General features: G+C 37.8%; 14 protein-coding genes. 7 read left to right on the top strand and 7 right to left on the bottom strand.

Annotated elements, in window-relative coordinates:
- Nucleotides 1–180: 180 nt before the first annotated feature.
- Nucleotides 181–1,995, bottom strand: a complete 1,815-nt coding sequence (locus OZX61_RS08560) for an alpha-glucosidase (protein ID WP_277094540.1) — start codon at nt 1,993–1,995, stop codon at nt 181–183.
- A gap of 195 nt (nt 1,996–2,190) precedes the next feature.
- Nucleotides 2,191–3,201 (bottom strand): AraC family transcriptional regulator, encoded by a 1,011-nt coding sequence (locus OZX61_RS08555; protein ID WP_277095647.1) that lies wholly within the window; start codon nt 3,199–3,201, stop codon nt 2,191–2,193.
- Nucleotides 3,202–3,626: 425 nt separating this feature from the next.
- Here OZX61_RS08555 and OZX61_RS08550 point away from each other — a divergent pair, with 425 nt between their 5' ends.
- From OZX61_RS08550 to OZX61_RS08530, 5 genes are all read left to right on the top strand, one after another.
- Nucleotides 3,627–4,832 (top strand): carbohydrate porin, encoded by a 1,206-nt coding sequence (locus OZX61_RS08550; protein ID WP_277095646.1) that lies wholly within the window; start codon nt 3,627–3,629, stop codon nt 4,830–4,832.
- Between the two features lie 180 nt (nt 4,833–5,012).
- Nucleotides 5,013–7,421 (top strand): glucose/quinate/shikimate family membrane-bound PQQ-dependent dehydrogenase, encoded by a 2,409-nt coding sequence (locus tag OZX61_RS08545; protein ID WP_277094539.1) that lies wholly within the window; start codon nt 5,013–5,015, stop codon nt 7,419–7,421.
- Between the two features lie 161 nt (nt 7,422–7,582).
- The gene (locus OZX61_RS08540; RefSeq protein WP_196337845.1) at nt 7,583–9,226 is read left to right on the top strand and encodes a nitrite/sulfite reductase; all 1,644 of its coding nucleotides are present in this window, start codon (nt 7,583–7,585) and stop codon (nt 9,224–9,226) included.
- On the top strand, nt 9,219–9,710 hold the full coding sequence (locus OZX61_RS08535) for a DUF934 domain-containing protein (protein WP_277094538.1): 492 nt from the start codon (nt 9,219–9,221) through the stop codon (nt 9,708–9,710). Before OZX61_RS08540 ends, OZX61_RS08535 begins: the two co-directional genes overlap by 8 nt.
- 171 nt (nt 9,711–9,881) lie before the next feature.
- A complete protein-coding gene (locus tag OZX61_RS08530) occupies nt 9,882–10,538 on the top strand; it encodes a M15 family metallopeptidase (protein ID WP_277094537.1) in 657 nt (218 codons plus the stop codon).
- Nucleotides 10,539–10,583: 45 nt separating this feature from the next.
- Here the strand turns inward: OZX61_RS08530 and OZX61_RS08525 are convergent, their stop codons facing one another.
- The 3 genes from OZX61_RS08525 to metG all read right to left on the bottom strand — a co-directional run bounded on the left by OZX61_RS08525 (nt 10,584) and on the right by metG (nt 17,469).
- Nucleotides 10,584–11,864, bottom strand: coding sequence for a ribonucleotide-diphosphate reductase subunit beta (locus tag OZX61_RS08525; RefSeq protein ID WP_277094536.1), 1,281 nt, complete (start codon nt 11,862–11,864; stop codon nt 10,584–10,586).
- A gap of 293 nt (nt 11,865–12,157) precedes the next feature.
- Nucleotides 12,158–14,968: a ribonucleoside-diphosphate reductase subunit alpha gene (locus OZX61_RS08520; RefSeq protein ID WP_195771496.1), complete on the bottom strand. Its 2,811-nt coding sequence runs from the start codon at nt 14,966–14,968 to the stop codon at nt 12,158–12,160.
- Between the two features lie 455 nt (nt 14,969–15,423).
- Nucleotides 15,424–17,469: a methionine--tRNA ligase gene (gene metG / locus OZX61_RS08515; RefSeq protein WP_277094535.1), complete on the bottom strand. Its 2,046-nt coding sequence runs from the start codon at nt 17,467–17,469 to the stop codon at nt 15,424–15,426.
- A gap of 412 nt (nt 17,470–17,881) precedes the next feature.
- Here metG and OZX61_RS08510 point away from each other — a divergent pair, with 412 nt between their 5' ends.
- Nucleotides 17,882–18,214 carry a hypothetical protein gene (locus OZX61_RS08510; protein WP_277094534.1) on the top strand — a complete coding sequence of 111 codons (333 nt, stop codon included), beginning with the start codon at nt 17,882–17,884 and terminating at the stop codon, nt 18,212–18,214.
- Nucleotides 18,215–18,324: 110 nt separating this feature from the next.
- Nucleotides 18,325–19,476 (top strand): iron-sulfur cluster carrier protein ApbC, encoded by a 1,152-nt coding sequence (gene apbC, locus OZX61_RS08505; RefSeq protein ID WP_277094533.1) that lies wholly within the window; start codon nt 18,325–18,327, stop codon nt 19,474–19,476.
- Here apbC and OZX61_RS08500 read toward each other — a convergent pair whose 3' ends face one another.
- Complete coding sequence (locus OZX61_RS08500; protein ID WP_277094532.1) at nt 19,477–19,998, bottom strand: GspH/FimT family pseudopilin; 522 nt, start codon at nt 19,996–19,998, stop codon at nt 19,477–19,479.
- Between the two features lie 109 nt (nt 19,999–20,107).
- The gene (gene rsmI / locus OZX61_RS08495) at nt 20,108–20,941 is read right to left on the bottom strand and encodes a 16S rRNA (cytidine(1402)-2'-O)-methyltransferase (RefSeq protein ID WP_277095645.1); all 834 of its coding nucleotides are present in this window, start codon (nt 20,939–20,941) and stop codon (nt 20,108–20,110) included.
- Between the last annotated feature and the right edge of the window lie 39 nt (nt 20,942–20,980).

Raw genomic sequence — 20,980 nt, 5'->3', positions numbered from 1 at the left:
ATATTAAATCAATTTGTATTAAAAGAATTTGCGATAACTAAAGTTATTCTATATAGAACATTCTATTTGAATTAATAATGATTGTATGATGGAGTTTGGTTATTTATTTAACAAAATATGAAGAATATGATAAAAAAGCCCTATCAAATGATAAGGCTTTTTATGATTAGGATTTAAAGATTAGTTAATTTTGTAGATTCCTGACTGCCATGGTGCAAGCTTAATTGAAGTTGCATTTGCTTTTACAGTTGATTTGGCATTGCTTTCAACGACAATAGACTGGATAGAAATTCCTTCCGGTAATTTGTAGTTAATCGCTTTTTCCTTAAAGTTTACAACCACTAAATACTTTTCATTACCATCGATACGTGTATATGCGTACACATTATCATTATTTAAGTCTAGATCTTTATACTCGCCATAAGTTAAAGCAGGAATTGCATGTCTAAGTTGAATCAGCTTACGGTAGTAGTTATACACCGAATCTGGATCATTAATTTGACTTGCAGCATTTACTTCTTTGTAATTTGGATTGATTTTTAACCATGGTGTACCCGTTGTAAAGCCTGCATTTTCATTTGCATCCCACTGAAATGGTGTACGTGCGTTATCGCGACTTGTAAAACGAGCAGCTTTTAAGAATTCTTCTTTAGACACTTGACCTGTTTCTACAAGATCTTTCCAAGAACCTTTGACACCAATATCATCAAAATCTTCTATACCTTTAAATGGGTAGTTGGTCATACCTATTTCGGTACCCTGATAAATAAATGGTGTTGCACGTTGAGTTAGAATGACTGTAGCTAATGCTTTTGCAGAAGGTACACGCCATTTTGGACGATCGTCACCAAAGTGAGAAACAACACGTGGATTATCATGGTTATCCAAGAAGAAAGCATTCCAACCATATTGGCCTGCCGTTGTATCTGCTGTATTTACTGTTTGACGGAACTTAGAAAGAGTCCAGTCCGTACGACGCCATTTTGCTTTTGGATCAACATCGATACGAATAAGATCGAACGTAAATGCCATGTTTAGCTCTTCACGACGACGGTCTGTAAATCGGATAGAGTCTGTTGCTGGAACACCAAAAATTTCACCTGCAGTGACTGCATCGCTGTAATGAGAGAAAACTTCTTGATTCATTTCATGAATGTATTTGTGCAGATTAGGGCCTTTGGTATATGCCTCATCGAAATCTTTTTTCTGATTTTCAGAAAGATCTGGAAATTCAGGTATTTTTGAGATAGTTGCAACGGTATCTATACGCATTCCAGATACACCTTTATCCAGCCAGAAACGCAGCATTTTATAAAGGTCTTGTCTAACTTTTGGGTTGTCCCAATTTAAATCTGGCTGTTGTTTTGCGAAGTAATGTAAATAGTACTGATCTGTTTTCTCATCTCTCGACCAAGCTGATCCACCAAAGAAAGATGGATAATTATTTGGTTCTTGTCCATTTTTTCCATCTTGCCAGAAATAATAGTCGCGATATGGATTATCTTTACTGCTACTACTTTGAATAAACCATGGGTGTTGGTCACTTGTGTGGTTAATAACAACATCGACCATTAGACGCATATTTCGTTTTTTCATTTCAGAAATAAGGCGATCGAAGTCTTCCATGGTGCCATATTCTTTCATGATGTCTTGGTAATCGCTGACATCGTAGCCGTTGTCTTTATTTGGTGATGCATAATGCGGATTAATCCAAATTGCATCGATCCCTAAATTCTTTAAGTAATCTAATTTCTCTATAATTCCGTTAATGTCTCCAACACCGCTTCCATTGGTGTTTTTAAATGAACGTGGATAAATTTGATAAAATACGGCTTGTTTCCACCAAGCTGGCAGTTGTTCTGACTTTTGAATATTGTCTTCGGAAACTGATGTGACTGACGCAGGCTCCGCTGCAGTTGCGGTTTGAACCCCAGAAAAAGCCATTGCTATTGCAAAAAAAGGCGCAATAGCAGAATTAAATCTGCAATTAAGCATTACGTACGCTCCATGGTCGTTATATTTAAACTGTCGAATGATCCTTATATATTTATAGTATATATTATGTAAAATAAAAATATGGCTAAAAATTAATCTTTCTCTTTAAGGAAGGCTTAAGTTATTTTTATTTAAGGAAATTTATATTAAAAAATGTGAAAACCCTCACGAAATGTGAGGGTAAAAGAGAAGTTTTTATAAAGATCCGTGTAATTGTCTATAGAGACCTGGGGTTACGCCTGTCCACTTTTTAAATGCACGGTGGAAGGTACTGGTTTCACTAAATCCAACCTGTTGAGCAACATCTTCTAATGTAAGCTTGGGCTGTAGTAATAAATGAATCGCAGCATCACGACGTAGAGCATCTTTCACGCCTTGATAACTTCTACCTTCCGAAGCAAGTCGTCTACGTAGGGTTTGTGGTGAAAGATAGAGCATGGAAGCAACATCATTTAATGTTGGCATTTCTTCGCCAATATGGCTTTTAAGCACATCACGAATACGAGAGGTTAGAGAGTTAGTATTTTTAAATTTTACAAGTAGTTGTGCAGGTGCATACTTTAAAAAGTCTTCTAGTGTATCTGCATTCTGACGGATTGGAAGATCTAAATAGTCAGCAGCAAAAGTGACTTCTGTTCTTGCCATATCGAATTGAATCACAGGTGCAAAGAATAAGGCATCATATTCATCTGCTTGTTCGGGGCGACTATAGTTAAAATGAACACGCTCTAGAGGGATTCTTCGATCAATGAGCCATGATGCGAGGCCATGCCAAATCATAAGCATGCTTTCTGTCATGAAGTGATCAGGGTCTTCTGTTTTGGGGACAAAAGGTACAAAACGTGCTTCATGTTTATCGTGTTCTAAACTAATAAACCAATCATCGCCAAATAAACGATAGAACTGTGTAGAAAGTTCTAGTGCTTCTCGAAGAGTTTTGGCATGAATAATGAGTTGGCACATCATTGCAAATGTACCTAGGCGTCTTGGTTGTGCAGAAAAGCCTGCATGTTCGTCCTGCGTAACCATCCAGAGCATTTTAATAAATCGGGTATATTGCTCAGGAGAAATACGTGCTTTGGATTGTTTCAATAACTCTGCTTCAATGCCTACATGGGAGAGAAGCGTTTCAACATCCATACCGAGTTTTTTAACGCCTTTAAGCGCCGCATTGACAAAGTAAATGCTAATTGTATCACGACTCACGTTGAGTCCTTCAATAGCTTTTATATTCACAAATAATAAACCTAGATGATTGTTGATGAATAATAAGACAAATTATATTGCGTTATGCAAGATAAAATATGTCACTTGAGTTATTGAAAATATCTACAAGAGAATACTTCAATGTATTTAAAATCATAGCATGCTTATTGTAGCATAAAAGCTTAAAATAGAGTAAATACTTTATTATGTCGGTTATTTTTTACTTAGTAACAAAAAATATTTATTTAAACAATTATTCTTATTTTCTATAAGTTTCTATCTAATTGATTATTAAGTTTTTATTTTTTAATTTGGTAACAAATTATTTAACCTTTGTTACAAGAATAATAGTATTCTATATCATTCAACAAAACAACAAAGGTTATGTACAAGTGGATATGTCTTCATTAATCTTTCGTTTATCTATGTCTGTATTTGTGGTATCAGGATTGACCCAAGTACATGCAGAAAATGCTTTTAATGCACAAAGCCCTTATATGTTAGGTGACTGGAATGGCGAACGGACGGCATTAAAAGAGCAGGGATACGATTTTTCACTAGAATACGCAGGTGAGCTTGCCAATTTGATGGATTCAAAAACAGCATCAAATCATGGTACAGAATATTCAGATCAAATTGCTTTAGGTGCAAATCTTGATTTAAGTAAGATTTTAGGATGGAGTGATACTCAAGCACAGATTACGATTACACATCGTAGCGGCCAGAATTTAACAAACACTTCAGATGCACTTCGTGGGCAACTGAGTTCTGTTCAAGAAGTTTGGGGTCGCGGTCAGACTTGGCGTTTAACAGATTTATGGATTAAAAAACAATTTTTAGATAAAGCGCTTGATGTTAAAGTAGGGCGTTTTGGTGAAGCTGAAGATTTTAATAGTTTTGAATGTAACTTCCAAAATTTAACATTGTGTGGTGGTCAAGTCGGTAACTGGGCTGGCGATCAATGGTACAATTGGCCTGTAAGCCAATGGGCAATGCGCGTTAAATATAATCTATCTCCAGATGTGTATGTACAAGTTGGAGCATATGAGCATAACCCTGAGAATCTAAAACGTGGAAAAGGATTTAACCTAAGTACAGACGGTTCAAATGGTGCAATTATTCCTGTAGAAGTTGTATGGCAGCCTAAGCTTTTAAATGAAGCACTTCCTGGTGAATATCGTTTAGGGTATTACTACAGTACAGTAGATACAAATACAGCAAATCAGAAGATTAAAAATAAACAGGGAAGCTGGTTCTCTGCGAAGCAACAGCTTACAGCGCATCATGGTGATAAAAACCGTGGACTTACAGGATTTGTAAGCACATCATTTTTTGATCATGACGTAAATGATATAGATGATAGTCAAGTCTCCAATATGCAAAATATTGGGTTAGAATATACAGGCTTGTTTGATGCACGCCCGCTTGATGAACTGGCTTTAGGTTTAGGTCGCATTCATAAGGCAGGTGAGCAATATGATGACGAATATAATGCCGAGTTTTACTATGGTATCCATGCTACGAATTGGTTAAAAATTCGTCCAAATGTACAATATGTTCATCATGTTGGTGCATTAAAAGATGGGAATAATGCTTGGGTGGGTGGTATTAAATTCATCACAGTATTTTAATTTTGAGTCAGTACCCTTAAAATAAGTTAAGGGTACTTATTTATACAAACCTAAATCATTCTTTTTCGTAAAGACTTCGGGTGATTCAGGTTTGTTTTATTTGTATAAAATGGTTGGCTTCGGACTAAAATGGGCGTTGGTGCCTGTTGAATTAGCTCAAGCCGGAAATTAGAGGTGATTATGGATCAACCCTCAAAGAGTTCAGGAATGAGGAACTTTACTGCCTTTATATTGGTGGTATTAGGCCTTGTCGTTCTAGGCGGTGGTGCTTATCTTGCGGTACTAGGCGGCTCTCTTTACTATATTATTGCTGGTCTGATGTTGTTGGCATCAGGTATTTTGTTATTCCGTCGTTCAATCGCGTCTTATCTTGTATACGCTGTGTTAATGTTGGGCACAACCATCTGGGGGCTTTGGGAAGTCGGTTCAGATTTTTGGGCACTCGTACCGCGTCTTGATATTTTAGGCGTTATTGGCGTTTGGATGCTTATTCCTGCTGTAACGAATGGAATACAACAGCCAAAAACACCAAGCCGTATGACATTGGCTGCAACCCTTGCGTTTGCAATTATTGTCATGGTGTACTCTATTTTTAATGATCCGCAAGAAATTAACGGTGAAATTAAAACAAGTCAGCCTGCGCAAGCAACGACAACACCTGGGGTTGCAGATAGTGATTGGCCTGCATATGGACGTACACAAGATGGTCAACGTTATTCTCCATTAACACAAATTAATGATAAAAACGTTCAAAATCTAAAAGAAGCTTGGGTATTCCGTACTGGTGATTTCAAAACTGCAAATGATCCAGGCGAGATTACTAATCAGGTTACACCAATCAAAATTGGCAATAATATGTACATGTGTACAGCACACCAATTCTTGATTGCTTTAGATCCAAAAACTGGTCAAGAAAAATGGCGTTTTGATCCAAAGCTTAAATCTGATGTAACTTTCCAGCATTTAACTTGCCGTGGTGTGTCTTATTACGATGAGAACAACACTCAAGAATTTGCAACAAGCTTGAAATTCAAACAATCTTCTTCTACTCAATGTCCTCGTAAAATTATTTTACCTGTAAATGATGGCCGTTTAGTTGCAGTAAATGCAGACAATGGTAAGCCATGTACAGACTTTGGACATGATGGCGAAGTTGACTTACAAAAAGATATGCCTTTCCCTTATCCGGGCGGTTATAACCCAACATCTCCACCTGTTGTAACTGGTACAACAATCATTATTGGTGGTGCAACAACAGATAACTTCTCTACAGAAGAGCCGTCTGGTGTAATTCGTGGTTATGATGTAAATACTGGTAAACTTTTATGGGTATTTGATACAGGTGCACAAGATCCAAATGCGATTCCTGCGCCAGGTCAAACATTCGTAAATAACTCACCGAATGCGTGGGCGCCATTATCTTACGATGAAAAATTAGATATCGTTTATATTCCAACTGGTGTGGGTACGCCTGACATTTGGGGTGGAGATCGTAATGATCTTAAAGAACGTTATGCAAACTCTGTACTTGCACTAAATGCAACTACAGGTAAGTTGGTATGGCACTTCCAAACAACCCATCATGATTTATGGGATATGGATGTTCCGTCTCAACCAACATTGGCTGATGTGAAAGATAAGGACGGTAGTGTTGTCCCTGCGGTTTATGTGACTACAAAAACAGGTAGTGTCTTTGTTCTAGATCGTCGCGATGGCCGTGCAATTGTTCCAATTACTGAGCGTCCTGTACCTCAAAAAACATTAATTGGTCCTGAAACTAAGGGTGAACGTTACTCTCCAACGCAACCTTTCTCTGATTTGAATTTAGCACCAAAAGATAAATTAACTGATAAAGATATGTGGGGTGCCACAATGCTTGATCAGTTATACTGCCGTGTTTACTTCAAGACATTGAACTATCAAGGAATTTATACACCACCATCTGAAAATGGTACGTTGGTATTCCCTGGTAACTTAGGTGTGTTCGAGTGGGGTGGTATTTCTGTCAATCCTGATCGTCAGGTTGCATTGACAAATCCACTTGCATTGCCATTTGTAACACGTTTGATTCCACAAGATCCAAATCGTAAGATTGAAACAAAAGGTGCAGGGACTGAACATGGTGTTCAACCAATGTACGGTGTGCCTTATGGTGTTGAAATCTCTGCATTCTTATCTCCACTCGGTTTACCTTGTAAACAACCAGGTTGGGGTTATGTTGCAGCTGTCGATTTGAAAACGAATGAGATTGCTTGGAAAAAACGTATTGGTACGATTCGTGATAGCTTGCCGAAATTATTCCAATTACCAGCACTTAAAATTGGTGTTCCTGGTCTAGGTGGTTCAATTTCAACAGCAGGAAACGTTATGTTTGTTGCTGGTACGCAAGATAACTATATTCGCGCATACAATATTACGAACGGTGATAAGTTGTGGGAAGCACGTTTACCTGCTGGTGGACAAGCTACTCCATTAACTTATGAAATTGATGGTAAGCAGTATGTTGTGATTATGGCTGGTGGTCATGGTTCATTTGGTACGAAAATGGGTGACTACTTAGTTGCTTATGCATTACCAGATGCCAAATAATAGACCTTAAATAAAAAAGCCCAGTTTAGACTGGGCTTTTTTATGCTTAATTTTCGCGTTATCAGTAAAACCGCTATTAAATATGCAAAAAAAGCATTTCGTTGATACGTTAAATCATTCTATGCTATGAACATAGAACTTGAACTTACTAGCTAAACGCCATGTATTTATATACTGATTTCGATCAGCAACTGGTAGATGAACGAGTTGCACAATTTCGTGACCAAACACAACGTTATTTAAAAGGTACGCTTACAGAAGACGAATATCGTCCTTTGCGTTTGCAAAATGGACTATATGTTCAACGGTATGCACCTATGTTACGTATTGCTGTGCCATATGGTCTAATGAATACCAAGCAATTAAGAAAAATTGCTGATATTTCAAAACAATATGACCGTGGATATGCACATATTTCTACACGTCAAAATATTCAGTTAAACTGGCCTGAGCTTGAAGATGTGCCAGATATTTTAGCTGAACTTGCGACGGTTCAGATGCATGCAATTCAAACCAGTGGAAACTGTATTCGTAATACAACAACAGACCAATATGCAGGTGTGGTTGCAGAAGAAATTGCAGATCCGCGTCCTACGTGTGAGCTTATCCGTCAGTGGAGTACATTCCATCCAGAATTTGCGTTCTTACCACGTAAATTTAAAATTGCAGTATCTGCTGTAGCAGAGACAGACCGTGCAGCTGCGTCTTTTCATGATATTGGTGTATACATTGTTAAGAATGAGCAAGGTGAAATAGGCTATAAAGTGAAAGTTGGGGGAGGTCTTGGCCGTACTCCGATGATAGGTAGCGTCATTCGTGAGTTTTTACCTCGTGAAGAGCTTATCGCCTATTTAGATGCAGTGTTACGTGTATATAACTTGCATGGTCGTCGTGATAATAAATATAAAGCACGTATTAAAATACTTGTAAAAGCAATGACACCAGAAGTGTTTGCTGAAAAAGTAGAAGCTGAGTTCTTATATACAAAAGAAAACTTAACCGTTGATCCAGCTTTACTACAAAAAATGGATGCAGTATTTACACCATTTGAGTATGAAGTACGTCAGGATGAAGACTTTGCTGAGCTATTTGCACAGTATCCAAAATTTAAGCAATGGTTTAATGTAAATACCCACGCCCATAAAGTTTCAGGTTACCGTATTGTAAATATTAACTTGAAACGAGCAGGTATTGCACCGGGTGATATGACGACTGAAGAAATGCATTTTATTGCAGATCTAGCAGATAAATATACATTTGGTGAGTTAAGAACAACACATGAGCAAAATATTTCGCTTGTAGATGTTGCACAAACTGAGCTTTTTGAATTGTGGCAAACGCTTGAAAATGCAAATATGGCACGTGCACATATTGGATTCTTAACAGATATTATTTGTTGCCCAGGAGGGGACTACTGCTCGCTTGCGAATGCGAAGTCTATTCCAATCTCAGAGGCAATTACACGTCGCTTTGATGACCTAGATACCATTTATAATATTGGTAAACTTGACTTAAATATCTCTGGGTGTATGAATGCATGTGGTCATCATCATGTTGGTCATATTGGCATTTTGGGTGTAGATAAAAAAGGTGCAGAGTTCTATCAAATTACTCTAGGTGGTAATTCGAATCATGATGCGTCAATTGGTAATATTCTTGGCCCATCGTTTGCAGCAGAGGCTGTACCTGATGTGGTTGAAGAAATATTAAATACCTATTTAGACTTACGTGAGCCTGAAGAGGAATTTATTGATACTTATCGTCGTGTAGGAATTGCACCATTTAAGGAGAGAGCATATGCCTAATATTGAATTACCTGTGCTTTTAAAAAATGGTGAGATTGTTGAAAATACTTATCGGCTTATAGAGGACGATCTGATTGTTCCTGAAGGCGATGTATTGCTGACTGTTGAACAATTGGAGTTACTGGAGAGTATTTCTGGTAAGAAAGCACTTCTTATAACTGTAGACAGTTCTCCTGAAACCACAGAGTTACCACTAAGCAAACTAGATACGATTTTTATTGAGTTTGCAGGTTTTAATGATGGACGTGGTTATTCTTTTGCAGCACTTTTACGCCGTCAAGGTTTTAAAGGTGAGCTAAGAGCAATTGGAGATATCTTTAAAGATGTGCTGAACTATTTAAAGCGCTCAGGGTTTGATAGTTTTGTCATCAAAGAGGGTAAAGATGTTCATGAAGCAGCATCTGGCTTAAATGATTTCAAAGCGCCATATCAACAGTCTACGGCGGTCACTAGTGCACATTACCAAACAGGTTCTATTGTGTAATAGAAGATATGGTTTAATAAAAAGAGTTTCTTAGTTCCTAGGAAACTCTTTTTTATGTGGTTTACATCTGTCATATTCAGTTCTATGCTTGTCTTCTAAAACGAATAAGAATGTTATTTAAAAATGTACTATAAAAGTATTCCAAAACATCCACATATCCATTGGGATGATATGTTTCAAACAAATATTAATAGCTGTAATGAACGACTTGTGAGTACAGATATTCTAAGGTCACATCGTATTTTAACACATTCAGCATATTTCTTAGCTGGTATTAGAGGTGCTTTACCTACCTGTTATGTAAGAGCGTCTTTAATAGAAAAGTTAATACAGGTTGGTAAATCTTTACCTCCAAACATATATTTAATGATCTTAGATGGTTGGAGGCCTGTAGAAGTTCAAACACGTTTAAGAGAAAGTTTTTATCTGAAAATTCAGGAAAAATATAAGCATCTAAGTATCTCCGAACAACAAGAAATATTAAATCAGTTTGTGGCATTACCAAATGAAAATCCTAATCGACCAAGCCCTCATTTAACAGGAGGATCTGTAGATGTCACGTTATGTGATAAGGATGGAAATATTTTGGATATGGGAACAGCTTTTGATGAAATTCATGCTTTGAGTTTTACAGACGCTTTGGAAGGTATGCAAGAATATCAAATGGCTTGTAAGCATCGCCGTATTCTTTACTGGGCAATGACTTCAGCAGGATTTACGAATTTGCCTTCTGAGTGGTGGCATTTTGACTATGGTAATCAGTTGTGGGCATATACGACCAAACAGCAGAGTGCGCATTATGGAATAGCCTCTTTATCTAGCAAATAAAAAAGAAGCCATAGAGGCTTCTTTTTTAAGGTAATAATCAAGCTTCTACCAACTAAGCGCACCACCTGTTTGGTAATCAGTTACGCGTGTTTCAAAGAAGTTTTTCTCTTTACGTAAATCCATCATTTCTGACATCCATTGGAATGGATTGTTCACGCCTTTATATTGTTCAGGTAAACCTAACTGTACAAGGCGACGGTTACAAATGAATTTTAAGTATTCTTCCATCATCGCAGCGTTCATGCCCAATACACCACGTGGCATAGTATCGCGTGCATATTCGATTTCTAACATTGTACCTTCAAGAATCATTTGAATAACTTCTTGTTGGAACTCAGCTGTCCATAGATGTGGGTTTTCGATCTTGATTTGGTTAATCATGTCGATACCGAAGTTCACATGCATCGACTCATCACGCAAGATATATTGGAACTGTTCTGCAACACCATTCATTTTGTTACGACGACCCATACTCAAAATTTGAGTAAAGCCACAGTAGAAGAATATACCTTCTAACACGCAGTAGAATGCAATAAGGTTACGAAGAAGCTGTTGGTCAGTTTCTGGTGTACCTGTTTTAAATGTTGGATCACCAAGCGCTTGCGTATATTTCAGTCCCCATGCTGCTTTACGTGCCACAGATGGAACTTCACGATACATGTTAAAGACTTCACCTTCATCCATACCTAAAGATTCGATACAGTATTGGTAGGCATGCGTGTGAATTGCTTCTTCAAAACCTTGACGCAAAATATACTGACGGCATTCAGGGTTCGTAATTAAACGATAAATTGCTAATACAAGGTTATTTGCAACTAAAGAATCTGCTGTAGAGAAGAAACCAAGTGAACGCATAATAATTGTACGTTCATCTTCAGTTAATCCATTTTCAGATTTCCAAAGCGCAATGTCATGGTTCATGTTAACTTCTTGAGGCATCCAGTGGTTTGCACAGCCATCAAGATATTTCTGCCATGCCCATTCATACTTGAATGGAACAAGCTGATTTAAGTCGGCACGACAGTTAATCATGGCCTTATCGTCAACTTGTACACGACCTGCACCCATTTCAAGCTCTTCTAAGCCCGGTGCAATATCTAGATTCTTTAAGGATTCAGTTGCTCGAACCATTGAATCGGTTGTATGTTCTGAGGTTCTTCCTCTTGTTGCATCGGCGTTAGAATTGTGAGTGTCCGTCTGCGATGGTTGCGGATCAGATACCACTTGTGACTCAGGCGCTTTTTTCTGTTCGACGGGCGTAGATTTGGACTCTGGAGTCTGTTTTTTCGAATCATCTTCAAAATCGTCCCAACTTAGGATAGACATAATAGTTCTCTCTTCGTTGTGTATCTTATATTAGACATCTTACGACGAAGATGTCTCTACTATACGTTTCTTCTGAATAAGCGAAAATAAATTTAAGTAATTTATTTTTGCTTACGCTTTTCTTGATAAACCTTATAGATCACGTAAACAATTGGAATGCAGAATATGATGTAGGTTAATACATAAAGGATCAAACCAATTTCATAATTACTCGATAAGTGTGCAAACATTTTTGATCCGTAAAATATAAGGTATGTCTAGAAGCACATATAGAATGTGCTTCTAAGTTTTATTTATTGGCAAGCTTCGCAATCAGGATTGTCAATTGAACATGCTTGTGGCACTGGCGCTGCTTGTGAAAAACCTTCTTCAGAAGCAGGTGCTGCTGCTTGAGGTGCAGGTGAAGAAACAGTTGTTGTTTTCACTGCATTTAATGCACCTGTATTAATCGTTGATTTCTCAGTAGATGTCGCGCCTAATGCTCGAAGGTAATACGTTGTTTTTAAACCACGTAACCAAGCCATTTTATAGGTAATATCAAGTTTCTTACCATTTGCACCACCAATATAGAGGTTCAATGATTGTGCTTGGTCAATCCATTTTTGGCGACGTGATGCAGCATCTACAATCCAACGAGGTTCAACTTCAAAAGCGGTTGCAAACATTGCCTTTAAGTCCTCAGGAATACGAGCAATCTTTTCTACAGAACCTTCATAATGCTTAAGATCGTTAACCATAACCACATCCCATAATCCACGTTCTTTTAGTGCACGAACAAGGTATGGGTTGATGATTGTAAACTCACCTGAAAGGTTAGATTTTACATATAGGTTTTGGAACGTTGGCTCAATTGATTGAGAAACACCACAAATATTCGAAATAGTCGCAGTTGGTGCAATTGCCATCACATTTGAGTTACGCATACCATCTTTTTGAACTTTCTGACGTAACGTATCCCAATCTAAACGCTGTGAACGATCTACTTCAAACATTTTTTCAGGACGTGATTTTGCAACAAGCTCAAGCGAATCAATTGGTAAAATACCTTGATCCCACAGAGACCCTTTAAATGTTGAATACGTACCGCGTTCTACAGCAAGGTCGCTAGATGCTTGAATTGCATGGTAGCTAATTACTTCCATAGATTCATCTGCAAATGAAACTGCTTGGTCTGAACCGTATGCCATGCCCATTTCATAAAGTGCATCTTGGAAGCCCATGATACCCATACCCACAGGGCGGTGCTTCATGTTTGAATTTTTTGCTTGAGGTACAGCGTAGTAGTTGATGTCAATAACGTTATCAAGCATACGTACAGCGGTCTTAATGGTACGTTCAAGTTTTGCTTGATTGAGTTGACCATTTTCAATGTGACGAACAAGGTTGATTGAACCTAAGTTACATACCGCAATTTCATCTTTGCTGGTGTTTAATGTAATTTCTGTACATAAGTTAGATGAATGAACCACGCCAACATGCTGTTGAGGTGAACGTAAGTTACACACATCTTTGAATGTAATCCATGGGTGACCTGTTTCAAACAGCATAGATAACATTTTGCGCCATAAGTCTTTTGCACGCACTTTCTTGTGAAGCATATCTGCAGATTTTGCAATGCTTTCGTAGTGTGCGTAGCGCTCAGCAAATTCAAGGCCTGTAAGGTCGTGTAGGTCTGGCGTTTCTGATGGAGTAAATAGCGTCCATTCACCATCTTCAATCACACGTTGCATAAATAGGTCAGGTACCCAGTTTGCAGTGTTCATGTCATGTGTACGACGACGGTCATCACCTGTATTCTTACGTAGCTCTAGGAATTCTTCGATGTCTAAGTGCCAAGTTTCTAAGTATGCACATACTGCACCTTTACGCTTACCACCTTGGTTTACCGCAACAGCTGTATCGTTGGCAACTTTAAGGAATGGTACAACACCTTGTGATTTACCATTTGTGCCTTTGATGTATGAGTTTAATGCACGAACTGGTGTCCAGTCATTGCCTAAACCGCCAGCCCACTTTGAAAGCATCGCATTGTCACGCATTGCACCATAGATGTCATATAGATCGTCATCAATTGTGGTTAAGTAGCAACTAGATAGCTGTGGGCGTAGTGTTCCAGAGTTGAATAACGTTGGCGTAGAAGCCATGTAGTCAAAGCTAGATAATAGGTTATAGAACTCGATAGCACGCGCTTCACGGTCATCTTCATTGAGTGATAGACCCATAGCAACACGCATGAAGAATAATTGCGGAAGCTCGAAACGTACACCTTTAGAGTGAATGAAGTAACGGTCAAATAGAGTTTGTAAACCGAGGTAGGTAAACTGGTTTGAGCGTTCAGGCTGAATTGCTGCTGAAAGTTTTGCAAGATCAAATTTCAGAAGTTCAGGAGAAAGTAAATCTAACTCGATCCCTTTTTTCAAGAATGCTTCAAGTGCATCTGCTTCAGATGTTGTTACATCTAAGTCTAAAAATGCTAAGCCTGTTTTTACTAATTCGTTACGTAGTAAGCGAGCAGTCACGTAAGTATAATTTGGTTCTTGTTCGATGCGTGTACGTGTTGCCATAATCATCGTTGTGGCAATATCGCTTTCTTTTACGCCGTTATAAAGATTCTTAACTGTTTCTTCTACAATGGCTTCAACATCTACACCCTCTAAATCTTCAGCAGCTTTACTAATTTCTGCATGAAGTTCTGCAAGGTTTAAGGGTTGGAGTTGTCCATTTTTATCTGTAATTTGTAATGTTGGGTGATGGTTTTCGCTGACTTGTTGACGAGCACTTGTACGTTGTTCACGGTAAATTACATAAGCACGTGCAACTTTTTGCTCGCCTGTACGCATAAGCGCAAGCTCAACTTGGTCTTGAATCTCTTCGATGTGAATTGTGCCGCCTGACGGTAAACGACGTGTAAACGTATTCGTTACCATCTCTGTAAGTTCTGTAATACGGTCATGGATACGGCTAGAGTCAGAACTTTGCTGACCTTCAACGGCTAAAAAAGCTTTCCCAATTGCAACAGAAATTTTTTCAGCGTCAAAAGGGGCAACATCACCAGTGCGTTTGATCACTTGCAGTTGACCTGGGGTTGATGAGATTACGCTCATGTTAGCTTAGCTCCATTGTCTTCATTGTTATGTTTATGGACCATTTGAATCGGGTGTTCTAACCACGATGTTTGAGGAATAAACACAAGACTTAGTGGTTTAAATTAAAGTAAGCCACAAGATACGGTAAAAAAAATTGAATATCAATATTGACTTTTTTATATTTAGATTTTCTTTGGTTTTGCTTTTGTAGGTGTGTTTTTAGTTAAAAGTTTCATAAAAAAAGCAAGAGGAATAGCATAACAAATTTCAAAAAAATGAGTGTGGGATAAGTATGTGGATAACTAAGAAATATTTGAAAAAAAAGTTCAAGTGAAAATAAAAAGAGCAAATCGAGCTAAATTTTCATGAAGAATTTCTGCCAGAATCCTGCAATAAATATTTATGTATAAATTCAGTGAATACACTTTTAGAAAATAAAAGCCTTACTTTAAGTAAGGCTTTTAAAGAGAAGTTTAAGAAACTTTATCGCCTGGCTGTGCACCTGAATCTGGAGAAAGAATAAAGACACCTTTTTCACTACCAGCAGAAAGGATCATACCGTTTGAAATACCAAAGCGCATTTTACGTGGTGCAAGATTTGCAACGACGATAACTAGCTTATCTTGTAAATCCTCAGGTGCGTAATAGCTACGAATACCACTAAAAATATTGCGAGGTTCGGATTCTCCAACATCAACTGTAAACTGAAGAAGTTTATCTGAACCATCGACCGTATTTACAGCAAGTACCTTCGCAACACGTAAGTCTACCTTGGTGAAATCATCAATATGAATGGTTTCATCTGCGGTTGCAGGCGGTGGTGTTGGTTTCACTTTTTTTGCCGTTTTTTGCGGTGCAGGGGCAGGAGTTGCTAAAGAGTCTTTAGATTCATCTACCATTGCATCAACTGCTTTTTTATCTACACGTTGCATGAGCGGTTTAAACGTCGCAATTTTATACTCAGTGAGTACTTGAGTACGAGATGCGAAATCAAAACGATCGAGTTTTAAGAAGCTTTGAACTTCTTCAGCGAGGCTTGGCAGTACAGGAGCAAGATAAATAGCCAACTGACGGAAAAGGTTTATTCCTACTGAGCAAATGTCATGAACTTGCTGTTCATTTCCTTCTACTTTTACAAGTGCCCATGGTTTTTTCTCATCAATATATTGGTTTGCTTTATCTGCAAGTGCCATAATTTGACGAATCGCTGTACTGAACTCACGCGCTTCATAAGACTTCGCAATTTTATCGCCTGCATCTATAAAGCTTTGAACCAATTCAGGTTCTGAGCAGGTACTAGAGAGAGTGTCATTAAAGTTTTTGTTAATAAACTTGGCACAACGACTCGCGATATTGACGACTTTACCGACTAAATCAGAGTTTACCTTCTGAATGAAGTCATCTAAGTTTAAGTCAGAATCTTCAACCTTATCTGAAAGTTTAGAGGCAAAGTAATAGCGTAAATATTCAGGATTTAAATGCGATAAATAGGTTTCAGCTTTAATGAATGTGCCACGTGACTTAGACATTTTCTGTCCGTTTACAGTCAAGAAACCATTAACAAATAATCCTGTTGGAGTACGGTAACCTGCACCTTCAAGCATTGCTGGCCAAAAGAGCGCGTGGAAATAGACGATGTCTTTACCAATGAAGTGATAAACTTCATTTTGGCTATCTTTTTGCCAGTAGTCATTAAAATTGAGATCAGGACGTTTTGTTTGAATATAGTTTTCAAAACTTGCCATGTAGCCAATTGGTGCATCTACCCATACATAAAAGTATTTATCTTTTGCATCTGGAATTTCAAAGCCAAAATAAGGCGCATCGCGTGAAATATCCCAATCAGCTAATCCTGCCTCAAACCATTCATCTAATTTGTTGGCAATAGAAACGGGGAGTCGGCCTTCGTCACGAGTCCACTGCTGTAAGTATTTTTCATAATTCGGTAATTTGAAAAAGTAATGGTCTGATGACTTTTCAATAGGCGTTGCGCCACTTAAAGTTGAGCGGGGATCTAATAGCTCAGTCGCATTGTATGTGGTGCCACATACTTCACATGAGTCGCCATATTGGTCTTCAGACTTACATTTTGGGCATGTGCCTTTAATAAATCTGTCAGACAAAAACATTTGTTTTTCTGGGTCAAATAATTGACTCACAGGACGAATAGCAATGTTTCCAGCTTCTCTATTTTTTAAATAAATTTCAGAAGCACGAGCTTGGTTTGTTTTGCTATGGGTAGAGTCATAATGATCGAAGCTAATACCAAAACCTGCAAAGTCACGCTCATGTTCTTTTTGTACGCCTGCAATTTGTTCTTCTGGAGAAATGCCATTTGCCTCTGCGCGTAGCATAATCGCTGTACCATGCGCATCATCCGCACAAACATAAGTTACATCATGTCCCATCGCTCGCATGGCACGAACCCAAATATCTGCTTGAATGTAGCCGAGTAGGTGTCCCATATGGATTGGGCCATTAGCATAAGGTAAAGCGTTGGTGACGAGTATTTTACGCACGGATGTTATTCTCTCATTCGTATTCACAAGCGAATGATTTTACCTGACTTATACCGCTCTTGTATAATGGAATCCCTGAAATCTTTTCAAAAGCTGAATAGATAGTCGATAAAATAAAGTTTTCTTACTCTTATAACTTTTATAAAACCTATGCTCATAATGAATGAGCGACTTTAAATATATTTAAGTTTTTGATACAGCTAGTCATTTCAGTCCAGATCGAATGATTTGTATGTAATTGGATATAAAAAATAAAAAGAAAAAACGTATTTCAAAATATTGACGCAGATTGTGACATATGTAATTGTTTTGTTTCAAAGTGCTTATATTGGTAAAATATGCTTAATAAAAAGCAAATATAAGATTAATTTATACAGTTAAACAACGATGTAATTTATATAAGGATAATGTAATGACTGACAATAATACTTTTGACAACCTAAAAGATAAAGCAAACGAACTTTCAGAAGAAGCAAAGCAAAAAGCGCAAGAAGCTCAGTCAAAAGGTGAAGACAAATTAGACGAGCTAAAGCAACAAGCTTCTGAGAAAAAAGAAGAAGGCCAAGAAAAAATTGATGATTGGAAACAAGAAGCACATGACAAGCATGAGTCTTTGAAAGAATCATTAGACGAAAAAGTTGATGAAGCAAAGCAAAAAGCGCATGACATTAAGGAAACTGTAGGTAATAAGTTTGACGAACTGAAAGAAGCAGCGCAAAAAAAGTTTGATGACTTAACTAAATAATACAACTAAGCCACCTCATTTTGTGATGAGGTGGCCGTATTCAGGCATAGCCGATAAGAGAAAAATACTGTTAAACTAGGTGATCTTATTTGCTGTTCTGGAGCATGAATATGTCATGGTTTTCTTCACTAAAGTCGGTTTTTTCACCTGCTAAAGGAGTCAGTGAAGATGACATCCAAACTGTCTTACAAAACTATAAACTTCCTAATGATGACAGCTTAAAAAGCCGTATTACTGCCTTACAACTTCAAGATTATACTTTGCAGTTGACTATGAATTGCTTTCCATCCGAAGCAAACGATTTGCAAAAAATTCATGATGATCTCTCTGCCGCCTTACAACAGTGTGGCATTCAAACGTTGAACCTCCATATTGTTCAACAAAAAGAGCAAAAAGCTAAAATTCCTCCCACTGTCGATGCTGCACAGAGCACGAAAAAAAGTGTGCCTAAACAAACTGAAATTCCTGCTCATCCTCGAATTAAAGATGTCATTTTAGTCTCGTCTGGTAAAGGTGGTGTAGGTAAATCGACAACGACTGTAAATCTAGCATTGGCGTTACAACAGCAAGGAAAAAAAGTTGGTATTTTGGATGCAGATATTTATGGCCCAAGTATTCCAACGATGTTAGGAAATGCAGGTAAAACACCATTAATAGAAGATGAAAAGTTTATTCCATTAGAGGCTCATGGAATGGCTGTACTATCTATCGGTCATCTAACCGGGGACAATAATACCCCTGTCGTTTGGCGTGGTCCAAAAGCAACAGGTGCACTCATGCAGTTGTTTAACCAAACATTATGGCCAGAGTTAGATGTTTTGGTGATAGATATGCCACCGGGTACAGGGGATATTCAATTGACACTTGCACAGCGCATACCTGTGACTGGCGCTGTTATTGTAACGACACCACAAAATATAGCACTACTTGATGCTGTTAAAGGAATCGAGCTATTCAATCGTGTATCTATCCCTGTATTAGGTGTAATTGAAAATATGTCCACACATATTTGCTCTCAGTGTGGTCATGAAGAAGAAATTTTTGGAGTAGGCGGTGGAGAAGAATTGGTAAAACAATATAATATTCCGCTATTGGGTCGTCTACCACTTGAAAAAACAATTCGTGAAAATACAGATCGTGGTTTTCCAAGTGTGCTTGCAAAAGATGCAGTCGCACCTCACTATCTAACAATTGCTAAAAACACATTGTCTGCTTTAGCCAAAGCTCCTCAAAGATCGAGAGATACAAACCGTATTTTTTAACTAACAAGAGTTAATGGGTTTATGCTGAGTATGTCCCATCATATTCAGCGTAACTCGATAGAAAACTTCTTTATTTGAACTACAGTAGGCAAAGTGCCCAATATAACCTTGAGGTAGGCCTGTACTAGATTTAAAAATAATAAAATTTTTCCTTAGACTTCCATGCCATGTGAGTTTTCCGTGCTTAAGTACGAAAGGCGTAAACTCTATTTTTTGATCATTCTGATTAAATTGTTTATCTCTATTTTTATCAATATATAGCAAGGCCCCTTTGCTCCAATCATTATGGTTTGTACAAGTCACGCCGTTGATACTTGGACAAATCGTTACATCTTGCTGGCGAAGTCTCGCTTCTACTTTTGCATTTTGAACTAGTGTTTTAAGGTAATGAATTGTACTTTGACTTTCTTGAGATGCGTATAAGCCAGAAAAATTGGGTAGGGCAATACATAAGATAGTGGCTAATATAGATATTGAAATTAAAAGTTCAAGAACCGTAAGGCCAGAATGCGAGTGGTACACGAGAAGCTATTTCAAAAGCTTTATTATATAAAAAAGTATATTTTAAGCCAGATAAAATGTTCCATTTTTTAAGAAGGGGCTTCGTCATCTTAACCCCTTCCTTTAAAATTTATTGTGTAAGTTCTAAAGCACGTTGATAAGCAACTTTCTTTTTAATACCAAAGAGGTCTGCAGCAAGCTGAGAAGCTGCTTTTACGGACAAGTCTTTTAACATGCGTGTAAGGATTTCATCTAGTTTTTCTTGCTGTAAATCTTTTTGTTGTGTAGACCCTGCGACTACTAAAACGATTTCACCCTTTTGCTGATTTTTATCATGCTCAATAAAAGAAACCAACTCTGCAAAAGTAAACTGCTTAATGGTTTCAAATGTCTTTGTAATTTCTCGTGCAAAACCTACTTTTCGTTCAGAGCCAAATACTTCAGACATGTCTTTCACACACTCTAAAATACGATGAGGTGCTTCGTAGAAAATCATGGTTTGTGTTTCATTTTTTAATTGTTCGAGTTGAGAAATACGTTGTGAAGAGCGAGAAGGTAAGAACCCTTCAAAACTAAAGCGATCACTCGGTAAACCAACAGCACTTAACGCAGCGATGGCAGCACATGCACCAGGAACGGGAGTCACTCGTATATGATGCTCTTGTGCAGCACGCACAAGTTTAAAACCAGGGTCACTAATCAGTGGTGTGCCTGCATCACTAATCAATGCAATACTCTCACCAGATTTTAAGGTTTCAAGTAGTTGGTCAATCTTATGAGACTCATTATGATCATGACATGCTGTTAATGGAGTATTAATATTAAAATGTTTAAGAAGTTGAATAGATTGGCGTGTATCTTCAGCTGCGATTAATTTAACCTGTTTGAGGACTTCGATCGCGCGGAAAGTCATATCATCTAAATGCCCAATTGGGGTTGCAACGACAAATAATTGTGCATTCATACTCATGTACTTCTTTCCTAATCAATCAATAACTCAATA

Origin of the sequence: Acinetobacter sp. ESL0695 (genome assembly GCF_029392135.1) — a bacterium.
Lineage (GTDB): Bacteria > Pseudomonadota > Gammaproteobacteria > Pseudomonadales > Moraxellaceae > Acinetobacter > Acinetobacter pollinis.
This window is presented reverse-complemented; position numbering and strand designations above follow the sequence as displayed.